Here is a 19,031-nt window from a genome sequence, read left to right on the forward strand (position 1 = left end):
GGTCAGGGCCAGGAGGTCGGTGTCATCCTGGGCGGTCATGCCTACCTATCGCAGCGGGACCGACGTTTGGTTCGCAACACATGCGCCGGCGGCACGGGCCGGCCGGGGCGGCGCGATCGCCGGCAGACTGCCGCCGGCCATCGCGGCATACTCGGCTTGCGCCTGCTCGACTACCTCCGGGTACGCCGCGGTCTTCTCGTGCGCTGCCAAGGCACGGTAGATGCTGGCCACGCTCGGGCTCTTCCCCTTGCGCCTGCCGGTCGGAATGATCAGGTCGGGGCGGATGGCCTCGACGGTCTCCCCGGCGGCCCGCCGCCGCAGCACGGTGTGCAGCATGTCGTCGGTGATGACGGGCGGGCGGCCCCAGACCCAATCCAGCCGCTCCTACACCCCAGACCCGACACCAGCCCCCACACGTACTGACGCACCCACACCCCACACCCACCCCCAGCCGCAGCTTCACCCGCCGAACCGAGAACCAACCCGCGCATCCAACCGGTCCAACTCCCCGCCACCGGGCAACACCAACACCCGCCACAGGCGAACCAACCAACACGAACCCAACCCAATTAACCCATCGCCGACGCAGTGCTGAGTAGGCCAGGTCCGCGGCGATTCCACGAGGCCGGAGAAGTTCGCGTAGTGCGCATATCGGTCCGACTCTTGCCTCTCGTTGACGCGGCTAACGTTGTTAGCTTAAGGTAGGCGAACAGCGTTAGCTAGGGAGGGTTACATGACTAGCAACAAGTCATCCGCAACACTGGCGTCGGCCGGGATGGTAGGGGCTCGTAGTGATCAAATCGCAAGGATCTTGCTCGGGCTAGCTGCCCTAGGAGCACTGGCAGCAGCGGCCAGTGCGGCGGGTGCGGTAGGGGATGCCGATGCGAGCAGCAAGATAGTCGAGACGTGGCGCGCGTACGGACTTGTCGTCTTTGCTGGTCTGTTCACGCTGCTCGCCGCGAAACCCCGGGGTTATCGAGGGGTCTGGGAACTCGTGATCTTTCACAAGGTGGCGCTAACGGTGACCGCCTTGGTGTATGCCGCAGAGGGCGGCGTCATCGGTACCGCATCGATCATTGTCTGGGATGGTGCGGTCTCTGTTCTCCTCATCGCGGCATACGTGCTCAGTCGCGGCTGGGCGGCGCCGTCAGGTGCGCAGAGTGCCAGCCGGCATCGAGGCTAATCTACCTAATGGCCGCGCCTGTTGATCCCGATCACTCATGAGTCGCCGTAACGAGGTAGTTGAGGCTGCTGAACGAATCCTCGAATCTGAAGGCCCCGACGCCGTTACCATGCGCCGCCTGGCCGCCGAACTCGGCATGCGGGCACCCTCGCTTTACAAGCACGTCGCCAACAAGGCCGAGATCCATGCCGCTCTCCAACGACGTGCGCTGGAATACCTGGCCGGCGTCTTGGCCGGGGCAGGTACTGACCTTGCCGCGCTCGTCGCGGCTTACCGACGGTGGGCGCTGGAGCACCCCCGTCTCTATGAGCTCAGTGCCCGCTACCCTTTAGACCGAGAGCGTGTCGGAGCCGAAGCCGAAGCCAAGGCGCAGGCTCCACTGTTGGAAGCCACGGGCGGCAACGTCGCAGCTGCTCGGGCCATATGGGGCCTTGCGCACGGCCTTATCGATCTTGAGTTGGCCGGCAGGTTCCCAGCGGGCGCCGATCTCCAGGCGACTTGGGGTCATGCGATCCAGGCGTTTGCCAACTATCTGCCTGTCATCGATCGCCGATCCCCGGATGGGGATGCCCAGCGATGAACGTGAGGACGGATACCTGGCCGTCGAGCGTGCGGTCGAGGACTTCGGCCTGGAGTAGACGCATGCACGACCCGGAGAGTTCGCCGCGAACTGGTTGGATTGGGCAGCATCCATAAGAACGAACGCGTCGTCCGCCGGCCGTACGGCGCTGCCGTGACCTAACCAACACACGGGGCCGACGTTGCGGCAGTGGCTGCGGCAGCGTTGGTCGAGAACAGCCACGCCGGCGCAAAGTACGACTGGCAGGGCCGGAGGCACTCACCACGGTAGCGCAGGCGCAGGCCATTGGTGCTGCGCTTGGCGAGGACGTTCGGTTTGAGGAACTCGAGCCGACCGTCGCGCGTACGCAGTGGATCCAAGACGGCTACCCACAAGGATTCGTCGATTGGATCTTCGGCGTTTGGGCGCAGAGTCTAAGCAACCTGCCCCGCTTAACGAAGAGTGGGCGAGTGTTGTCTACCTGGCAGCCCCGTGGGGCCGGACTGCTCTCGGTCCGACCCGCGCGGGGCCGTCAGGTCGACGGTCAGCCGCTCCCCTGCTCGGTGGGTTCAGCACCGGCGGGGAGCCATCCAGGGAGGAAACCCCTCATGGCGAAGAAGTCCGAGGTCGAGGCCGCGAAGCAGCAGCTCTCCAACGCGATGCCCGCGAACAAGGTCATCGGCGGCCGCCAGGCGAAGAAGGACGTTGAGAACGCCACCGCCAAGCTCCAGGCCCTTACCGGTCTGGGTTGGAAGTAGTCCCCGACGCCTCCTGTTCGGGCTCCCGGATGGAGTCCACGCCTCTCGCCGGGAAATGGCCACACCCCTGGCCGGATTTGCCGGCGACACCGAACAAAATTCGGTGTCGCCGGCAACTCGGTCAGCGATGTGCCCGCCGGTGGACCCGCCAGCCGACCAGGGCCAGCCACAGCAACGGGGTGAACACCGGCACCCGCTCCATCCCGCCGATCCCGATACCGACGTCGACCTGCGCCAGGAACAGCACCGTGCCGGTCAGCGCGACGATCCCGAGCACCGCGCTCGTCGTCCGCATGCCGCCGAGCAGCGTGTCCCGGCGGGCGAACGCGGCCGCGACCGGGCCGAGGTTGAACCCGATGAAGATGAGCAGGGCACCGAGGAAGTGCAGGTTCTCGTCGATGTCGGCCGGCCGGGCGGCGGCCAGCGCGAACCCGAGCACCCCGGCCAGAACGAAGCCCTGCGCGGTGCGCACCGCACCGCCCCGGCCGAGCGTGTTCCAGGTAAGCAGGACGCCGAGCACGACGAGCGCCACCACCACCAGGATTGACGCGTTGAACCCGTCGTGCCAGGGCGAGCACACGTACCGCGGGCGGGTGGTGTCCCACTGTCCGCAATATACGTTGCCGAGGTCGCTGATGTTGTGCTCGGCCCAGCTGTACGGCGGTTTCCGCCAGCCCAGACCGGCGACGATGTTCGCGATCAGGAAGAGCGGGCCGGCCGCAAGGAAGCAGAACGCTTTGAGTTTCGAGACGTCGGACACTCCGAGTACTCCGCGGTTGCGCACCGATATTCCCTTCGATGTGGGGCAGGACGACGAACACCATGCGCCGCCGGGGCATGTCCGCACATGGCGACCGGGGGTGAATCTCGGATGGCGCCCGGGAGCCAGCCGGGAAATGGCTCCCGAGTGGGAGTCGCGCGGCAGCCGCCGCCGGGAGAATCCAGGTATGTTCCGAACGCCGCCGGCATCCGTCTCGTATTTCCTGGCCTGGATCCACGCGATCCTCGGCGCCGCGCTCTGGTTGCCAACCGCGGTCGGCGGCGTGGTGGCCGGCGCGCTCGCACCGACCCCGGCCCGCCCTGGGGTGTTCGTGGCCACGACGGTCCTGCTCGTCCTTGTGTCCGGGCTGTTCGGGATCTCCCGTGCCGCCGCGATCCGGCTCGGCAACGCGTTGCTCCACGCCGAGATCCCGCCGACGTCGACGGCTCACGGCTGGACGACACGGCTGCGTTCGGCCGGGTGGACGCTGTTGCACGCCGGATCCGGCGCCGCACTGCTCACCGTCATGTTTCAGGCCCTGTTCCCGGCCGCGGCCCTGCCGATCCTCTGGATCCGCGGTGGCGGCAGCGACGCCACCTTTTACGGCATGTCGCCGAGCATCGACGGCGGCTGGTCGGGGTCCTGGACCCTGTTCGTCTCGCTGGGGCTCGTCACGCTGGTCGTGGCCGCCGGCGTCGGCTACGCCGGACTGCTGCGCTGGGCGGCGCCGCGGCTACTCGGGCCCAGCGCCGCCGAACGAATGGCCGCCGTGCAACGCCACGCCGACCAGCTCGCGCACCGCAACCGGCTGGCCCGCGAACTGCACGACTCGATCGGCCACACCCTCACCGCCACCACGATCCAGGCCGCGGTGGCCAGCACCCTCATCGACTCCGACCCGCAGCGGGCACGTCACACGATGGGCAGCATCGAACAGGCGTCCCGCACCGCGCTGGAGGATCTCGACCACGTCCTGGGCGTACTGCGCGAGGACACCGAGGGCACGCCGTCCCGGCAGCCGCAGCACACCCTGACCGACTTGGACGCGCTGCTGCAGCGGGTCCGCGACGCCGGCACGCTGCTCGACGCGGTGGTCACCGGCGACCCGGATCAGGTACCGGCGCCGGTGTCCCGCGAGGCGTACCGGATCGTGCAGGAAGGGCTGACCAACGCGATGCGCCACCCAGGCCCGGTCACCGTGCGGATCAGCGTTGGTCAGCGCCGGCTGGACATCGAGCTGACCAACCCGATGCCGACCGACCAACCGGTGGACGCGGCCGACCGACGCGGTGGACGGGGGCTGGCCGGCATCGCCGAACGGGTCCACGTGCTGCGCGGCGAGGTCACCGCAGGCCCGGTCACCGATCACACTGGCCAGTCCTGGCGGCTGGTTGCCTGGCTCCCGCTACGGTCCACACCATGATCCGCCTGTTGATCGCCGACGACGACGAACTCACCCGTACCGGCCTGCGTTCACTGCTGTCCACCGAGCCCGACCTCGATGTGGTCGCCGAGGCCACCGACGGCACCGAGGTGCTTCCGCTGGTCACCACGCACCACCCGGACGTCGTGCTGATGGACGTGCGGATGCCCGCATTGGACGGCATCCGGACCACCCAACTGCTGCGTGCCGAACTGTCCGAACCACCCAAGGTCCTGGTCATCACGACGTTCCAGAACGACGACTACGTGTACGACGCCCTCCGCGCCGGCGCCAGCGGGTTCCTGCTCAAACGCGCGAAACTGGCCCAGATCGCACACGCGATCCGCCTGGTCGACGCCGGCGAGTCACTGCTGTTCCCCGACGCGGTCCGCGCGCTTGTCACCGCCCGCCCAGCACCGCCAGTCGCCGTGCGGCACCCGCCACTGACCGGCCGGGAGACGGAGATCCTCCGCCTGATGGCCACCGGCCTGTCCAACACGGAGATCGCCCAGACGCTCGTGATCAGCCTGGAGACGGTGAAGACCCACGTGGGCAACCTGTTCAGCAAACTGGACGCCGCCAACCGCACCCAAGCGGTGATCATCGCCTATGAGACCGGCATCGTCACCCCACGACTGGCCGAAACGTGACGACGCCAGCCAAGTTCCGGCGTGGTAGTGGGGAGCCGGGCGCGAGCGGCTGATCGACCACCTGCCTGAGCAGAGCAGACATCAGCCCAGCCCCCGCGTTGGTCACCCCCGAACCCGACCAGCCCGCACCCGCCGCAACCACAGCGCAAGCGGTCCGTGTAGAGATTCCCGGCAAGCTCGCCCAGCACCTCGCAGACCACGCCGACCTCGAGGAAGCCGAGCAGCACGCCCTGCGTCGCGGGCGTACGGTCCGGCGCGGTCAGGGCTACAGCCTGCACGTCACCGCATTGCCCGAGGTCCATTACGCACTGCTGGCCGCCGCGGCCACGCTCATCACCGCCCACCGCCGCCTGGCCCGCGACTACGAAACCCACCGCGCAACGTCCGAGGCCATGATCCGATGGGCCGCCCTCGGCGGATGCTCCGCCGCCTCACCCGAGGCGAACCCGCCACCCGCCAACAACGCCGCACCTTCAACACACCCGACTAAAAGCAAAGTGAAACGCGCTCTTAGGTTGCCCAATCGATGACAAGCCACCTTTGTTCCCGCGGAGAACGCGATCGCCCCTGGTGGGGCGTCGCGGAGTTGGACGATACTGTGCGCGAGCACAGGCTGCCGGAGGGTCACCCGGGTGTCTGTCGCTTGGCCGAGGGAGACCACGAAGGGGTGACGCCGGCCACTGTGTCCGTACGATTCGTCGATTTGGAAGCCGCGCAGCATGGGCTGCGCAGGCTTAACCCCGCGGCACAGGTCGGAGCCTCCGTGCGGGCGTGGCGCGATGCGACGCGCCTGCTGGATGACGACGGGGCATTCGCGCGGTTGAGCACCCAGACGCCGCCGGCCGCCCACGCGGTGCTCGACGCCGACGGTACCGCCATCCTGGCGGCCCTACCAGACACACGCACGGTGTGGCCTGGCTCAGCGCGCGACCCGGGCTCGGACACGGCGGCATCTTGGCCGACGAGATGGGTCTCGCTAAGAGGTCGCGCAGATAGGTGAGTTACGGGCGTCGCCTCGGCCGGTTGTTCCAGCGATGGGTTGTCCAGGATCGGCGGATGAGGCTTCGGATGGTGATGATTGTGTCCGCGAGGTCGAAGAAGGCGTCGATCATGGTGGCCCGGCGTTCGTAGCATCGGGCGAGGCGGTGGAACGCATTCTGCCAGGCGTGGGTGCGCTCAACGTGCCAGCGTCTGCTCGTCTGGATCGGGGCCTTCTCGCCCTTGTGCGCTATCCGGCCGTGCAGTCCTCGTTCGTCGAGCAGGGTTTGGGTCTTGTTCGAGTCGTAGCCAGCGTCCAGGTGCACGGTGATGGCGTCGGGCAGCGGCCCGAGCTCCGACAGGCGGTCCAGTGTCGGGGCGAGCAGTGGGGAGTCATGGCAGTTCGCCCCAGCGAGAACACGGCCGAGCGGTATTCCGTAACCATCCGTCATCCCGGAGCGTTTCAAGCCCTGTTTGCCACGGTCGGCCGGGGATCGTCCAGCGACCTCGCCGCCGCCTGGTGCCTTGGTGATGGAGCCGTCAACGGCGATCTGATCGAGCACGAGGCTAACGATGCGCCGCCAGCTCCGCCTCAGACAGCCGCACGGTCACCCGGTGCACGCGCGGATCATCGTCGTTGTGGGCACGCCGCCGGCGCTCGCTGGCACCGAAGCGGACCACACCGACCTGTGGTGAATCAGCCACGTCGACCACCCTCCCGACGGGAGCCACCCGCCGCGTTCCGGCCGGCCGCCGCGCGGCCCGTCTGACGAAAAGTCAGACTTTTACTCCAACTTGCTTCGACGAAGGACGGTGGTCGTGTGTGCGCGGCCTGTCGCGTTGAGCGAGTCGAGCGCACCTGACGGCGCGCACCAGGAACCCACCCGTGGGGGCCAGAGACGATAGCCGGACGACGCCCAGCATCAAGGGCGCGATGCGTCGCTGCGCGATGGGCCTGCGGCCCACCCTTGACCCTGGTCGACGTCCTCGGCTGGCACTGATGGCGCCCCCACCGGCCGGCCGGAAGGGTGGAAAAGCGGTACCGCACGGATCGATCTTGGCGGCTAAGCTCGGCGTCCACAGCCACCAGAGCACAGTCATCCGGGGAAGGACTCCATGGCCGAACTGAGCGCCAAGGCCGTTCGCGGCGAGACCGAGAAGGCGGCGCTGCAACTGCTCCGCGAGCGCGCCAACCTGGTTGGTGAGGCCGCGACGGCGCGGCACGAGCGCGACCAGCTCGTCGGGGCGCTGCGCGATGCCAACGCTCGCTACGCCGAGCGGTACACGGCCGCCCTGCAGGGCGGCTGGACCGGAGAGGAACTGGCCAAGCTCGGGCTGGACGCACCAGAGTCCGCCCCGGCGCGGCGTCGCCGAGCACCGCAACCGGTGACGCCCCCCACGCCCGGTGAACAGACCGCCGTGGCCGATGAGGCTGCCCAGCCGTAGCCGGGGCGATCCCGCTGGTACGTCGACGGCCTCCTTCGCTGCTGCGAGGGAGGCCGTCGCGCTGATCCCGCTCACGCGTGTAGGTTCTCAGCGAAGCTGACGGTTCTCAGCGTGCTGACCTGCAACCTGAGGCGAATTCTCACTGGTTTGGCGGTGGCTTCTTCTCGCCGACTTGGCGCTTTCTTCATGATCATGCGCGGGGCGGGTGACGCTCTCTCATCTGTGGATCAGGGCGGCGATGTTGTTGAACAGCCGGCCGTGGGCGGTGGCCGCCTCTGGGGAGGTCAGGTCCGTGTTCTGGATGAAGCCGTGCACCAGACCGGGTTCTTGCCGATGCACCACACGTGCGCCGGCCCGCGCCAGCCGGTAGGCATAGGCGTCGCCTTCATCGCGCAGCGCGTCATGCTCCGCGGTCACAATGAGCGCATCCGGCATGCTGTGCAGGTCTGGCGCGAGCAGCGGGCTGGCGGGCGCGCGGCTGGCGGGGTCGGGGGTCCACTGCGTGATGGCCCAGGCGAGGAAGCTGGCGTCCAATGCGTGACCGGTGCCCTTTTCGACGACGCTGGGCTGCGAGAGCGTCAGGTCAGTGTTGGGGCAGATCAGGATCTGGACGGCCGGTAGGGCTTCGCTCGCGTCCCTCAGCCACAGGCACGCCATGGTCGCGAGGTAGCCGCCCGCGCTGTCTCCGGCCACCGCCGCGGGTCGAGCCCAGCGCAGCACCGCAGTCACGTCCTCGATGGCCGCGGGGTAGGGATGCTCGGGCGCGCGCCGGTAGTCCACGGCCAGCACCTCCACATCACAGGCGTCGGCGATGCGCCGGCAGATGCTGTCATGGGTGTCCAGGTCGCCGATGACGAAAGCGCCGCCGTGGGCGAACACCACCAGCGGCCGCGCCTGCTCGCGGGGCCGGTAGTGACGTAGCGGCAGCCCGTTCGGCCCATGAAGGTCTTCCACGTGGGCAAGTGCGGGTCCTCGGGGACGGGCCGCAGCTCGCCGGCGTGACCCTTTGCGAAGTTCCGACACGTCGGGAGGGAGCATGAGGAGCCTTGTTCTATCGGGCGGCTGGTCTAGGATCAAGGTTGAACTTGATCACCACCCGCCTCGGGCGGTCTTTACCAGGGTCTAGCGGGCCAGGCCAGTGCGCAGTTGCCCGGCAACGTCCGGACGTCCGTTGCTCTCGGCCAGCTTGGCTGCGGCCTCCCAGTCGTACTCCACCGCCAGGAGTTCGGCCTCCCAGTTCCCGCTCGCGTTGTCCACGATCGCGTAGCGCGCGTGCGGGGTGCCCGACTCCATAACGTGCGGGTATGGCTGATCGTCGTCGTAGGCGGGCCAACCCACGCTCCCGGGATTGACGACGAGCGCGCCCATGCCGAGCCGTATCTGCCGCTGTAGGTGAGTGTGGCCGCATAGGAGCAGCGGCCACGTCGCGTACTTACCGAGCCTGGACGTGACCTCCTCCTCGGTAGCGGGCCTGGCACCGTCCGGCTCGACGGTGTCGAGCAGGTAGACGAGGTCGTCGTATGGACTGCCGTGGAAAGCCCGCACGCCGGACGCAATCTCGGCAGTCAGCGGCAGGGAGGCGAACCAGGCGCGATGGGCTTCGGTGAGTTGGTCATAGGCGAGCCGGTCAGACAAAGACAACCGCTCGTAGGGATTCTGGAGTACCTGACGTTCATGGTTGCCGCGCACGGTGACCTGGCCGAGCTCCATCAGTCGGTCGGTCGTCGCCGCAGGGGCCAGGGCGCCGGAGACCAGATCACCGAGGTTCACCACCACGTCGGCGCTGCGGTCCTCGATGTCGGCAAGCACCGTCTCAAGGGCCAGGAGGTTACCGTGGACATCAGAGATCACGGCGATGCGCATGGCGGCGGGCTACCGCACCCATGGTCCGGGTGGGTGTGATCTGCGGCGCATAGACGGGTAGGTGGTCACGGATGGTCGGCCACCACGCAGCCGGCTCCTGATCGAGGAAGACGCGGCCGGCCCCAGCGCAGCGCCCTGGGCGCGCATGAACGGCACCGGGTCGACGGCGTTGTCGCGGTTGGCGTGGAACGGTCCTGGTGGCACGTCGAGGTGCACCTCGAAATGCAGGTGCGGCCCGGAGCTGCCGCCGCTGTTGCCCACGAACCCGATGACCATTCCTGCGGTAACCTGCTGCCCGATCGCCACCTCGGGTCGCTGGATCATGTGGCAGTAGCGGGTGACGATGTTGCCGGGGTGGCGGATGTCGACGTACCACCCGCACCCCCGCGCCCTGGTGTGGCCGTCGCGGTCGCACGTGGTGTACCAGTCCCACTTGACCTGCTCGACAACACCGATCGCCGCCGCGCGGATCGCGTCGCCCCGCACGTCGGCCTTCGACATGTCCACACCGGCGTGGAAGTTGCGCCCGCGCTGACCGAAGCCACTGTTGACGGTGGCCCTGATCGGCTGAACCCAGCCGCCCGGCGATCGTAGGACTCCAAGGCGATCTGCTTGAGCCGGCTGAAGATGCCAAGCCCGATCCACTCGTCGCGGCGGCTGCGGATCGTGGAAGCTGAGCAGGTCGTGTCAGCGATCGCTTCGTAGGAGCATCCGAAACGCAGGATCTGGAGCAGCTTGTCGAACACGATCCGGTCCTTGACGCGTGGGCGGTGACAGCGCAGGGGATGATCCGGGTGATAGCGCGGTCGCTCCGGAAGCAGTGCCGAGAATTGGTCCCACAGTGGTTCGGTCAGCCATGACGGCAGTACGGGCACGAGCCTTCCAAGTGATTACCGAGTGTCGGTCTGATAGTCGACGCGACCTGGGACGACGCATCCAGGGCAACCCTGTCCGCGCTGGGTTCCTGACCTGTTCGGCACTCTCGGCTTGCAGGATGCGGGGATGTACTGCCCCCGGGGGAAGGGCAACGCTCGTGCGTGGCCCTTCCCCCGGGGTGGAGGTCAGGCGGACTCGATGGGGAGGCCGGCCTCCACCCAGTCCTGGATGCCGTCCCGATACTTGCGGACGTTGGTGTAGCCGAGCGCGGCGAGCCGGTCTGCGACCTGTCCACTGTTGGGGCAGGCCGGGTTGGAGCAGTAGGTGACGATCGCGGCGTCGTGGTCGGGAAGCAGGGTGGACGCCTGGGCATCGACGTCGGCCAGGACCAACGCGAGGGCGCCGGGCAGGTGCTGCTTGGCGTAGTACTCGCCACCTAGCGCGTCGAGAACGGTCACGGTGCCCGCGTCGATTGCTGCCTTCAGCTCGTCGCGGGAGATGAGTGCGGTCATGCCACCACCTTCCAAGAGAACGGACTATAGTCCGGTTATGGCTTCGAACAGTATCGGACCGCAGTCCGCTTCTGCAACGCCGCTGGAGCTGCTGCGCACGCTGCCCGCAAAGGAGCGAGCAGACGCAGCGCGCAACCGCGTCGTTGTACTGGATGCCGCCGCCCGACTCTTCGCCGAACACGGCGTCGAAGCGGTATCCATGGACCAGGTGGCCGCAGCTGCCGGCGTCGGCAAGGGCACCCTGTTCCGCCGCTTCGGCGACAAGTCTGGACTGGCCGCCGCCCTCCTGGACACCCGGGAATGCGTGCTACAGGAGGCAATCCTGCGCGGACCACCACCCCTCGGCCCCGGCGCCCCGGCCGACGCACGCCTCGCCGCGTTCATCGACGCCTACCTCGACTACCTCCTGGAACACCTGGCTCTGGTCCGGATGTCCGAGACCGCGACAACCGGCGCCCGGTACAGGATCGGGGCCTACCGGTTCTGGCACCGCCACACAGCGATCCTGCTAAACACCACGCCCGACCCCGAACACACCGCCCACGCCCTGCTCGCCGCCCTGGCAGCCGAACACATAGCCGCGCTCCTACCAGAACTCGGCGAACAGCGGATACGAGCCGGCCTCATCCGCCTCGCCCGCTCGACGATGTAACCCCCCAGCCCATAGATCAAGAACCGAGCGCGAACCACACCTATCCGCGCGAGCTCTAAGACTCTTCAAGCGATTTGCATGCTGGCCACGCGCCGCTCCCGTACACCCCACTTGGTGGTCTGTCCGACCTCCCTGATCGGCAGCTGGCTGTCGCGTCCGCTTGAGGATTGTGAATGATCGAGGCGTTGGCCAGTGTTTCACCAGGTAGGTCCGGACGGTGCGAGATCCGGTCGTCCGGAACTACCTGGTGGTTTTGGTTCAGGATTGTTGTTGCTGACGTGTGATATCACGGTCCTCGGTAAGCTGTTTCGGCGGTGGAGAGTTATCGACGAGGCGTGCGTCGGTCAGCGGGGCGGATTCACGGCTGCGGTCGTCGAGCGATCCTCGACCGGCTCATCACACCGGCACGAGCAGCTGGCCGGCCTCCAGGGCCGCCTCGGTGCCGGTCCAGTGCTTCCGGAACATCCGGTCGTGCGAGGCCACCACCACGGCGCCCGGGTACTCGGCCAGCGACTGCTCCACCTGTTCGACTAGCGCCAGCGACAGGTGGTTGGTGGGCTCGTCGAGCAGCAGCACGTCGGCCTCGCCGGCCAGCAGGCGGGCCAGTGCCAGGCGGCGCCGCTGCCCGACGGACAGCGCGCCGACCGGCTTGCCGAAGTCAGCGGTGCGGAACAGACCCATCGACTCCAGCCGCTCGGCGTGCTCCTCGCGGGTGCCGGCGCGGCCGGACGCGAACGCCGACAGCAGGCTGTGCGACGGCCCGCCGATGATGCTCTCCTGCGGCAGGTATCCGAGACGCCCCCGGCGATTCACCGTCCCCTTGTCCGGGGTCAGCACACCGGCCAGCACGTCGAGCAGGGTCGACTTGCCGGCGCCGTTCGGCCCGGTGACCAGCACCCGCTCACCTGCGGTGACGGTCAGCTCAGGCGCCCACAGCCGGCCGGTGACCCGCACGCCGTGCGCCGCGAGCACCGTGCCCTCTCGGACCGCCGCGTCCAGCGGCGCGTGCAGGCGCAACGGGTCAGGCGGCCGGGGCACCGGCTCGGCGTGCAGCCGGTCGAGCCGTTCGGCCGCGCTGCGTACCCGGGTGGAGATCGACGCCTGGACCCGGCGGCCGTCGCCGTTGTACTTGCACTTGTTGTGGTCCTTGATCGCGCGGCCCGGCGCCACCCGGTACGCCGTCGTCGCGCCCCACTCGGTCCAGTGCTCGATCTCGGCGGTCCAATGCGCGTAGGCCTGTTCCCACCGTTGCCGCGCCGCCCGTTTCTCGGCGAGGTAGCCGGCGTAGCCGTCGCCGTAGCGCACTATCGTGGCCCGGTCCCCGTCGACCTCCAGGATGGTGTTGGCCACCTTCTGCAGCAGCAGCCGGTCGTGGGTCACCACCACGAGCGTGCCCCGGTGCCGGCGCAGCCGGTCCTCCAGCCAGGCCAGCGCCTTCTCGTCGAGGTGGTTGGTGGGCTCGTCGAGCAGCAGCAGCTCCGGTTCCGCCGACAGCACCCCGGCCAGCGCGAGCCGCGCCCGCTGCCCGCCGGAGAGCGTGCCGAGCGCACGGTCCGGCGCCAGCTCGCCGATCTCGAGGGCGGACATCGCGGCCCGCACCCGCGCGTCGGCCCGATATCCGTCGCGAAGTTCAAAGGCAGTCAACATCTCTCCGTACGCGTCGAGCAGCCCCGCCTCGCCGGCGCCCAGTACCTGCTCCGCCTCGCTGATCCGGCGCTGAAGGTCGCGCAGGTCCGCGAGCGCCGCGTCGATCGCATCGCCGACCGTGGCCGTGTCTGGCAGGTCGAGGAGCTGGCCGAGGTATCCGATCCCGCCGTCGGCGGTGACCACGACTTCGCCCTCGTCCGGCAGTTCCTGCCCGGCCAGCAGCCGCAGCAGGGTGGACTTCCCGGCACCGTTCTCACCGACCACGGCGGCGCGTTCGCCGTCGCGGACCGTGCCGGACACCGCGTTCAGCACGCGACCGTGGGCGTACGCCTTGCTCACCGCGTGCAGTGTGAGTTGGGTAGACATGAGACTCCTCTCAAGGCGATCAAGCCCGGACACGGCCGTCGAGCAGGGTCAATTCCGGACCCTGCCAGCCACGGCGCAGCCAACGGTCGTGGGAGGCGACGACGACGCCGCCCGGTGCGCTGCGCAGCGCTTCCTCCAGTTCCTCCACCAGGCGCAGCGACAGATGGTTGGTGGGTTCGTCGAGCAGCAGGACGTCCGGCGGCCGGGCGAGCAGCATCGCCAGGGCGACCCGTCGACGCTGGCCGGTGGAGAGTTGCCCGACGGGCCGTTCCACGTCACGGCCGGCCAGCAAGCCGAGCCGGGACAGCGGCACCGCGGGGTCCTCCCCGGCCGCCTCGGCGTAGTACGAGCGCGCGGTCCGCTGCGGGTCGGCGAAATCGACGTCCTGCTCGAGCAGCGCGACGCGCAGACCCGCCGACCGGTACGCCGCGCCGGCGTCCGGCTCCAGGTCGCTGGCCAGTACCCGCAGTAGCGTGGACTTGCCGGCCCCGTTGGGACCGGTGATCAGCAGGCGTTCCCCGGTCGCGACGGTCAGGTAGTCGATCTGCAGCCGGCCCTCGACCCGTACCCCGCGCAGCGACACGCTGCCCTCGTTCGGTTCGATCCCGGTCATTGCGGCGGTGAAGCTGAGCTGAGCCGGGGGCCGCTTGGCCTGGTTGGCGGTGAGTTCGTCCAGGCGCTGCTGGGCGTTGCGCACCCGCCGGGAGATCTGTTTCTGGACACGGCCGCCGTGCCGGTCGTACCCGATCTTGTTATTGTCCTTGATCGAGCGGGCGTGGTTGACGTCGTGGGCCGTGGTGGCCGCGATTTGCCGCAGCTCCTTGATCTCTTTCTGTTCGGTGGTGTATTGCTGCTCCCAGCGCGCTCGCTCGCAGCGTTTGACCTCAAGGTAGTCGGAATAGGCGCCGCCGTAGCGGGTGACGCCTCCCCGGGACGGATCGAGGTCGACGATGTCGGTGCAAATCCCGTCGAGGAACGCCCGGTCGTGCGAGGCCACCACGACGGCGCCCGGCAGTTCGGCCAGCCGCTGCTCCAGGAAAGTGACCGCCTCCTCGTCGAGGTGGTTGGTCGGCTCGTCCAGCAGCATCGCCCGCGGCTGCCGGATCAGCAGCGCGGCCAGGCCGAGTCGGGTGCGTTGCCCGCCGGAGAGCGAGCCGAGCGGACGGGCCATCTCCACGGCGGACAGGCCGAGGCCGTCGAGCACCAGTTTTGCCCGGTGGTCGGCGTCCCACAGGCCGTGGTCCTGAGCCCAACCGAGCAGGTCCCCGTACTCGGTGAGGGCGGCCTCGTCCTCGGGCCGGGTGGCGAGGATTTCACCGAGATCGTCGAGGCGGTCGCGGACCCGGTGAAACTCTGCGAGCGCATTGTCGACCACGGCGCTGAGCGGGGCGTCAGCCGGGAACGGGAGCTCCTGACGGAGAAACTCGGTGTCGACCGGGCGCCGCACCTCGCCGCCGTCCGGCTCCTCCTCTCCAGAGAGCAGCCGCAGCAGGGTGGACTTGCCGATCCCGTTCTCACCCACCAGGCCCAGCCGCTGGCCAGGCGCCGCGGAGAGCGAGACACCGTCGAGAACGATGCGGTCGCCGTAAACCTTCACCAGGTCACGGGCATGCAGAACAGACACGTTGGACACGCGGACACCAATCGCCGAATCGGAAGGGGATCGACTGCCCGCCGGGGCTCAACGACCACGAGAGAGTGGTGGGCCACGGCAGCGGGCTGGGTGCGTGTCAGTAGATCACTGAGCCATGGTACACGAACCAGACGACCGGACAACCCGTTTGCTCGCGCCTTCGAGGCGGTTGCGCGATCGGTCTGCGGCACAGATCGTGCGGGTGGCGACGTCAATAGCGATGGTCAGGTCGGCGCGGACCGGCAGGCCGTCGTCGAGCACCACCATGACGTCGATCGGAGTGGAGTCGATCTGCACCTGCTCACCCGGGCGGGAGGCGAACGTCGGCGTGAACACGCCGGTGGGCCGGTGGGCCATCTGCCAGCGGCGAGCCGGTCGACCAGCTCGTAGAAGGCGCTGCGACCGGGCAGGTGCACCACCCCAGGCCCGTGGATCTCCGCTACCCGCCTAACCACCTGGCGGATCAAGCGGGAGCGGGTGCCGGTCGAGGCGTCGGTCTGCGCCGCGATGGCCTCCCGGGCAACCTCGACCAGCCGGCTGTCGGCCCGGCCGGCGACCTCCCAGGTCCGCACCGCCCGCCGGTCGATCAGCCCCCACAGTCCTTGAGTGGTGTAGCGCAACTGCCGGTTTTCGACGGTGCGGTAGCTGACGCCCAGCTCCGCGCCTTGGCCCGCTGCCGCTCGGCCAGGCTGTGCTTCGCCGGGTCGTACTCGGGTCTCGGCGTCGTATTGAGCGGTGCGTGCGGCGGCAGTCCGGTCTCGACCTCCACGATGTGGCGTTCCCACTGCTTGGCTGCGGCGAGCACGTCCTCGGGCAACGCGTCGAGCAGCCCGAACGGCTGCACGTCTGGTGCCGGGAGCCCGTCGATGACCGTGAAGTCGGGCGACGACATCAGGTGCTCCGTTAGCACCACCTGGTCGGCGCCCCTGGCCTCCGAGGGCAGCCGCACCGACGCTCCGGCCAGGCCCACCATCTGGTGCTCACCGCCGTCGAAGTGCACCCAGTCACCCGGGGCGCAGCACCGACCGCGGCGTCACCCGGTCACCGCCGAGGTGACGACGGCGTCCGGGTGCAGCGGCGTGGACAGGTCTGTGTGCAGAATGCGGCGCCGGAGCAGGTGAAACAGCGCCGGCAGCACCGCGATCGGGTCACCGGCCGCCTCCGCGCCAGCCAGCAGCCCACCAGGCTCGGCGAACACCTGCCGCAACGCGGCAGCCACCGCCGGTAGGTCGTGACGGGGGTGCCGGTAGCCGGCGAGCCAACGCACGTTGCGGACGAGGATCGCATCTAGTGCCCCGACCACACGGTCGTCCCAGCCGAACTGCTCGCAGGCCGTCCGAGTCCGGGCGAACTTCACGGCATCTTTCGGTTTGATCCTCTCGAGCGGGCGGAAGTCGACCACACGGGCGCCGCCGTCGGCCAGCCGGGCGAAGTAGTCCGGGGCGTGCGAGCGGACCTTGCCCTGCTCGTTCGCCCCGAACAGCCAGAACAGCCAGAACGGTTAGGAGGCCACTGCGACCACGGCCGGGTCGAAGTCCAGCAGCATCAGGTGGTCGCGTTCCAGCCATGGCTCGTACCCGACGTGATGACCCATCGTCTCCGTCCACCACCGGACGGGGAAGTGCTTCTGCCCCTTGTACTGGGGAAACCGCCGGGCCGGGTAGCACCGCTCGAATCGGACCGACCAGGCGTCTGTCAGCGGCATGCGGTGCTCGATGTCGTCGAGGCCGACGTAGCCGACCTCGAACTCGCCGAGCGGGTCACCGACCACCCCGCCCGACACTGGCCGCAACGTCGCCTCACCCATGCCTGACCCCCGACGCGGCCGGCGTCCGGGTGCCCGGCCAGCCCGAGGCGTTCCTCAATCTCCCGGGCCACGCTCTGGCAGCGGCGGTAAACGTGGCGTGGCCAGACAGTGTGGCCGTCCTGGCGTACCAGCGTGGCGACCAGGTGAACGTGGTCGTCGCCGTGACGCACCGCCATCCATCCGCACCGCGGCCAGATCCCCGACGGGGGCGAACCCGACCCCGTCAAGGAACGCGGCCGCGACCTGCGCCCACTGCTCGTCGAACAGCACCGGATCGTCCGGGTGGTTGTGCACCAAGCAATGCCACACTGGCTTGGCCGGCGGGTTAACCCCAGCAATAACCGGCTGTTCCAGCAGACCAGCCAGCCAGCCAGCCGGCCCGCCGCGCCGGGCGACGACGCCGATGGCAGACCGGGCACTCCGCCGACCGCGGCCGCCGCCCACGCTGCCACCACCCGCTGATCCCGGTGCTCGCCGTACTCGCCAGGCCCCAGCAAATACCGCAGCACCTCGCGCACGTCCGCGCCACGCGGCCGGACCCCTCGGGATCACGCCGAGACCCGACGAAGGAGCCCGTGCAGCCGCTCGGCCACCGCGTCCAGCCGCGCCACCACCGCAGCGCAAGCCGCGACGTCACCCCCGGTCGACAAAGCCCGCCCAACGTCGAACGCATCGGCGGCACAGGCCAGCGCCGTGCGGGCGGCGAACAGATCCCGCTGCACCCGCGCCAGCTCGGACCGGCTCGGACCGTTGCCGCCGCCACGTCACGCAGTTCCTCAGCGGTCAGCCGGACGTTGACACTGCACGACCGCCCAGCCGGCACCCGTACCCGGTTGGCGAGCCGGCACCGCCGCCGACTCGCCCGGAAGATCGACATTCACGCCGAGGGATTCCGCACCATCGTCGATGCCTGCTCATGCGCGCCCCACAAGGTACATCCGGACCCCACAAGATCATCCACAGAGTGAGTCCGGACTCCACAAGGTTCACTGGACGCGACAGCAGACCCAGGTACGACATTTGATTAACAAGGCTGCCGCGCAGCAGCGGGGGATGGCCGCAGGGGATTTACCCGACGCTCTCGAGGCCAACCTCAGGTGTCACACGATCGGCATTGCGGCCTCCGTGGAGGAAATTGACGGCAGTTGGACATGTCCGTCGCGCAAGCCGCCCTGGGTGCACATCATCGCCACGATCTACGCGCTCAGTCAACTCATCGACGAACGGCCGGTCCGGCGATCGAACTGCGATCCGCCACGCCGATGGCCGACGCGGTGAATCCGGACTTGGGGATGCTGTCCGATCTAAACCCCCGCCACCTTCTACGGGGATTGACCAAGCGACATTAAGGTCCTCTGCGTCGGTGCCGGTGAGGCTCTGAAGGAACAATGATGACGTTCGGCAATTTTTATGACGGTTATTGACCAGAGGTGAATGTGTCAACTGATCCGAAGAACGCGTTGAAGTTTTCCAAGTCCGACATGTGAGAGTCAACTCGAATAATTCTCCGGCCTCTAAGAAAAAGTGCAACCACGACCAGTTGGTCCAAATGCCTATCGCCCCGAATTCCCGTGTTATGAAGGCGTAGGGCTACGCTATTCAGGCCATAGGTGATCGCTTCGATTTCCGCCCTCATGCCGGACTGCCGCAGCAGGTTCATCAACTCAGTTAAACCGTCGATGCCACGCCACTCACCTGATACTCTGCTATTTCCAGGCATTGTCATAATGACGTCATCTGCAACAATGGCCTGGAGCATGTCTCTGTTGCCCAGCTTCAAGGAATCCTCGAACTGGTACGCGATCTCGTGTTTCTCCGTGTCGCTGGTCATGCTGATCCCTTCGAGAAACTAGTTCCTCCCGAGTCAGATGCCGGCACTTGGCAGGCGAACAGACGTTATCAGCGATGGCTTATGTCT

Annotated in this window: 23 protein-coding genes and 2 pseudogenes; 8 read left to right on the forward strand and 17 right to left on the reverse strand. The window is 68.2% G+C overall.

Annotated features, from left to right (window positions below):
- Positions 1-45: 45 nt before the first annotated feature.
- Positions 46-336, reverse strand: coding sequence for a hypothetical protein (locus OG992_RS33640; RefSeq protein WP_266305544.1), 291 nt, complete (start codon positions 334-336; stop codon positions 46-48).
- Positions 337-733: 397 nt separating this feature from the next.
- Here OG992_RS33640 and OG992_RS33645 point away from each other — a divergent pair, with 397 nt between their 5' ends.
- The 3 genes from OG992_RS33645 to OG992_RS33655 all read left to right on the forward strand — a co-directional run bounded on the left by OG992_RS33645 (position 734) and on the right by OG992_RS33655 (position 2,500).
- Positions 734-1,183: a hypothetical protein gene (locus OG992_RS33645; RefSeq protein ID WP_266305545.1), complete on the forward strand. Its 450-nt coding sequence runs from the start codon at positions 734-736 to the stop codon at positions 1,181-1,183.
- 37 nt (positions 1,184-1,220) lie between these two features.
- Positions 1,221-1,763, forward strand: a complete 543-nt coding sequence (locus OG992_RS33650; RefSeq protein ID WP_266305546.1) for a TetR/AcrR family transcriptional regulator — start codon at positions 1,221-1,223, stop codon at positions 1,761-1,763.
- Between the two features lie 587 nt (positions 1,764-2,350).
- Positions 2,351-2,500: a hypothetical protein gene (locus OG992_RS33655; RefSeq protein WP_266305547.1), complete on the forward strand. Its 150-nt coding sequence runs from the start codon at positions 2,351-2,353 to the stop codon at positions 2,498-2,500.
- A gap of 121 nt (positions 2,501-2,621) precedes the next feature.
- Here OG992_RS33655 and OG992_RS33660 read toward each other — a convergent pair whose 3' ends face one another.
- Positions 2,622-3,284, reverse strand: coding sequence for a DUF998 domain-containing protein (locus OG992_RS33660; protein ID WP_266305548.1), 663 nt, complete (start codon positions 3,282-3,284; stop codon positions 2,622-2,624).
- Positions 3,285-3,447: 163 nt separating this feature from the next.
- On the opposite strand from OG992_RS33660, the gene OG992_RS33665 reads away from it, so the two are divergent.
- The 3 genes from OG992_RS33665 (at position 3,448) to OG992_RS33675 (ending at position 5,863) form a co-directional block, all read left to right on the forward strand.
- Positions 3,448-4,683, forward strand: coding sequence for a sensor histidine kinase (locus tag OG992_RS33665; RefSeq protein ID WP_266305549.1), 1,236 nt, complete (start codon positions 3,448-3,450; stop codon positions 4,681-4,683).
- Positions 4,680-5,333, forward strand: coding sequence for a response regulator transcription factor (locus tag OG992_RS33670; RefSeq protein ID WP_266305550.1), 654 nt, complete (start codon positions 4,680-4,682; stop codon positions 5,331-5,333). Before OG992_RS33665 ends, OG992_RS33670 begins: the two co-directional genes overlap by 4 nt.
- Before the next feature lie 98 nt (positions 5,334-5,431).
- A complete protein-coding gene (locus tag OG992_RS33675) occupies positions 5,432-5,863 on the forward strand; it encodes a hypothetical protein (protein ID WP_266305551.1) in 432 nt (143 codons plus the stop codon).
- A 471-nt stretch (positions 5,864-6,334) separates the two neighbouring features.
- On the opposite strand, the pseudogene OG992_RS33680 reads toward OG992_RS33675, so the two are convergent.
- Positions 6,335-6,898: pseudogene (locus OG992_RS33680) on the reverse strand (transposase); the annotation flags it as partial.
- On the reverse strand, positions 6,879-7,016 hold the full coding sequence (locus OG992_RS33685) for a hypothetical protein (RefSeq protein ID WP_266305552.1): 138 nt from the start codon (positions 7,014-7,016) through the stop codon (positions 6,879-6,881). The gene OG992_RS33685 and the pseudogene OG992_RS33680, both read right to left, overlap by 20 nt.
- 411 nt (positions 7,017-7,427) lie before the next feature.
- Between OG992_RS33685 and OG992_RS33690 the strand changes: the two genes are divergently transcribed.
- On the forward strand, positions 7,428-7,757 hold the full coding sequence (locus tag OG992_RS33690) for a hypothetical protein (protein WP_266305553.1): 330 nt from the start codon (positions 7,428-7,430) through the stop codon (positions 7,755-7,757).
- A 216-nt stretch (positions 7,758-7,973) separates the two neighbouring features.
- On the opposite strand, the gene OG992_RS33695 is transcribed toward OG992_RS33690, so the two are convergent.
- The 5 genes and pseudogenes from OG992_RS33695 to OG992_RS33715 form a co-directional block, all read right to left on the reverse strand.
- On the reverse strand, positions 7,974-8,711 hold the full coding sequence (locus OG992_RS33695; protein WP_266305554.1) for an alpha/beta hydrolase: 738 nt from the start codon (positions 8,709-8,711) through the stop codon (positions 7,974-7,976).
- Positions 8,712-8,879: 168 nt separating this feature from the next.
- Positions 8,880-9,620, reverse strand: coding sequence for a metallophosphoesterase (locus OG992_RS33700; RefSeq protein ID WP_266305555.1), 741 nt, complete (start codon positions 9,618-9,620; stop codon positions 8,880-8,882).
- Positions 9,621-9,629: 9 nt separating this feature from the next.
- The gene (locus tag OG992_RS33705) at positions 9,630-10,265 is read right to left on the reverse strand and encodes a M23 family metallopeptidase (protein WP_323182043.1); all 636 of its coding nucleotides are present in this window, start codon (positions 10,263-10,265) and stop codon (positions 9,630-9,632) included.
- Positions 10,205-10,495: pseudogene (locus tag OG992_RS33710) on the reverse strand (transposase); the annotation flags it as partial. The pseudogene OG992_RS33710 and the gene OG992_RS33705, both read right to left, overlap by 61 nt.
- Before the next feature lie 186 nt (positions 10,496-10,681).
- Entirely contained in the window at positions 10,682-11,008 is a 327-nt protein-coding gene (locus OG992_RS33715; RefSeq protein ID WP_266305557.1) for a rhodanese-like domain-containing protein, read from the reverse strand.
- Between the two features lie 37 nt (positions 11,009-11,045).
- Between OG992_RS33715 and OG992_RS33720 the strand changes: the two genes are divergently transcribed.
- Positions 11,046-11,660: a TetR/AcrR family transcriptional regulator gene (locus OG992_RS33720; protein ID WP_266305558.1), complete on the forward strand. Its 615-nt coding sequence runs from the start codon at positions 11,046-11,048 to the stop codon at positions 11,658-11,660.
- 396 nt (positions 11,661-12,056) lie between these two features.
- On the opposite strand, the gene OG992_RS33725 is transcribed toward OG992_RS33720, so the two are convergent.
- The 8 genes from OG992_RS33725 to OG992_RS33760 all read right to left on the reverse strand — a co-directional run bounded on the left by OG992_RS33725 (position 12,057) and on the right by OG992_RS33760 (position 18,944).
- Complete coding sequence (locus OG992_RS33725; RefSeq protein WP_266305559.1) at positions 12,057-13,673, reverse strand: ABC-F family ATP-binding cassette domain-containing protein; 1,617 nt, start codon at positions 13,671-13,673, stop codon at positions 12,057-12,059.
- Positions 13,674-13,692: 19 nt separating this feature from the next.
- Entirely contained in the window at positions 13,693-15,297 is a 1,605-nt protein-coding gene (locus OG992_RS33730; protein WP_266305560.1) for an ABC-F family ATP-binding cassette domain-containing protein, read from the reverse strand.
- A gap of 114 nt (positions 15,298-15,411) precedes the next feature.
- Positions 15,412-15,603, reverse strand: coding sequence for a hypothetical protein (locus tag OG992_RS33735; protein ID WP_266305561.1), 192 nt, complete (start codon positions 15,601-15,603; stop codon positions 15,412-15,414).
- Positions 15,604-15,892: 289 nt separating this feature from the next.
- On the reverse strand, positions 15,893-16,306 hold the full coding sequence (locus OG992_RS33740; protein ID WP_266305562.1) for a hypothetical protein: 414 nt from the start codon (positions 16,304-16,306) through the stop codon (positions 15,893-15,895).
- 33 nt (positions 16,307-16,339) lie between these two features.
- A complete protein-coding gene (locus tag OG992_RS33745; protein WP_323182044.1) occupies positions 16,340-16,798 on the reverse strand; it encodes a TnsA-like heteromeric transposase endonuclease subunit in 459 nt (152 codons plus the stop codon).
- A 9-nt stretch (positions 16,799-16,807) separates the two neighbouring features.
- Positions 16,808-17,113: a hypothetical protein gene (locus OG992_RS33750; protein WP_266305563.1), complete on the reverse strand. Its 306-nt coding sequence runs from the start codon at positions 17,111-17,113 to the stop codon at positions 16,808-16,810.
- Between the two features lie 548 nt (positions 17,114-17,661).
- On the reverse strand, positions 17,662-17,835 hold the full coding sequence (locus tag OG992_RS33755) for a hypothetical protein (RefSeq protein ID WP_266305564.1): 174 nt from the start codon (positions 17,833-17,835) through the stop codon (positions 17,662-17,664).
- Between the two features lie 695 nt (positions 17,836-18,530).
- Positions 18,531-18,944 (reverse strand): nuclear transport factor 2 family protein, encoded by a 414-nt coding sequence (locus OG992_RS33760; RefSeq protein WP_266305565.1) that lies wholly within the window; start codon positions 18,942-18,944, stop codon positions 18,531-18,533.
- Positions 18,945-19,031: the final 87 nt, after the last annotated feature.

The organism is Micromonospora sp. NBC_00362 (assembly GCF_026342155.1).
Taxonomy (GTDB): Bacteria; Actinomycetota; Actinomycetes; order Mycobacteriales; family Micromonosporaceae; genus Micromonospora; species Micromonospora hortensis.

Excerpts from the sequence above, each read along its gene's own strand:
- OG992_RS33690 (WP_266305553.1), top strand. The coding sequence starts at position 7,428 with ATGGCCGAACTGAGCGCCAAGGCCGTTCGCGGCGAGACCGAGAAGGCG.
- OG992_RS33720 (WP_266305558.1), top strand. The coding sequence starts at position 11,046 with ATGGCTTCGAACAGTATCGGACCGCAGTCCGCTTCTGCAACGCCGCTG.
- OG992_RS33725 (WP_266305559.1), bottom strand. The coding sequence starts at position 13,673 with ATGTCTACCCAACTCACACTGCACGCGGTGAGCAAGGCGTACGCCCAC.
- OG992_RS33760 (WP_266305565.1), bottom strand. The coding sequence starts at position 18,944 with ATGACCAGCGACACGGAGAAACACGAGATCGCGTACCAGTTCGAGGAT.
- OG992_RS33655 (WP_266305547.1), top strand. The coding sequence starts at position 2,351 with ATGGCGAAGAAGTCCGAGGTCGAGGCCGCGAAGCAGCAGCTCTCCAAC.
- OG992_RS33640 (WP_266305544.1), bottom strand. The coding sequence starts at position 336 with ATGCTGCACACCGTGCTGCGGCGGCGGGCCGCCGGGGAGACCGTCGAG.
- OG992_RS33645 (WP_266305545.1), top strand. The coding sequence starts at position 734 with ATGACTAGCAACAAGTCATCCGCAACACTGGCGTCGGCCGGGATGGTA.
- OG992_RS33670 (WP_266305550.1), top strand. The coding sequence starts at position 4,680 with ATGATCCGCCTGTTGATCGCCGACGACGACGAACTCACCCGTACCGGC.
- OG992_RS33715 (WP_266305557.1), bottom strand. The coding sequence starts at position 11,008 with ATGACCGCACTCATCTCCCGCGACGAGCTGAAGGCAGCAATCGACGCG.
- OG992_RS33700 (WP_266305555.1), bottom strand. The coding sequence starts at position 9,620 with ATGCGCATCGCCGTGATCTCTGATGTCCACGGTAACCTCCTGGCCCTT.
- OG992_RS33665 (WP_266305549.1), top strand. The coding sequence starts at position 3,448 with ATGTTCCGAACGCCGCCGGCATCCGTCTCGTATTTCCTGGCCTGGATC.
- OG992_RS33750 (WP_266305563.1), bottom strand. The coding sequence starts at position 17,113 with ATGGGTGAGGCGACGTTGCGGCCAGTGTCGGGCGGGGTGGTCGGTGAC.
- OG992_RS33650 (WP_266305546.1), top strand. The coding sequence starts at position 1,221 with ATGAGTCGCCGTAACGAGGTAGTTGAGGCTGCTGAACGAATCCTCGAA.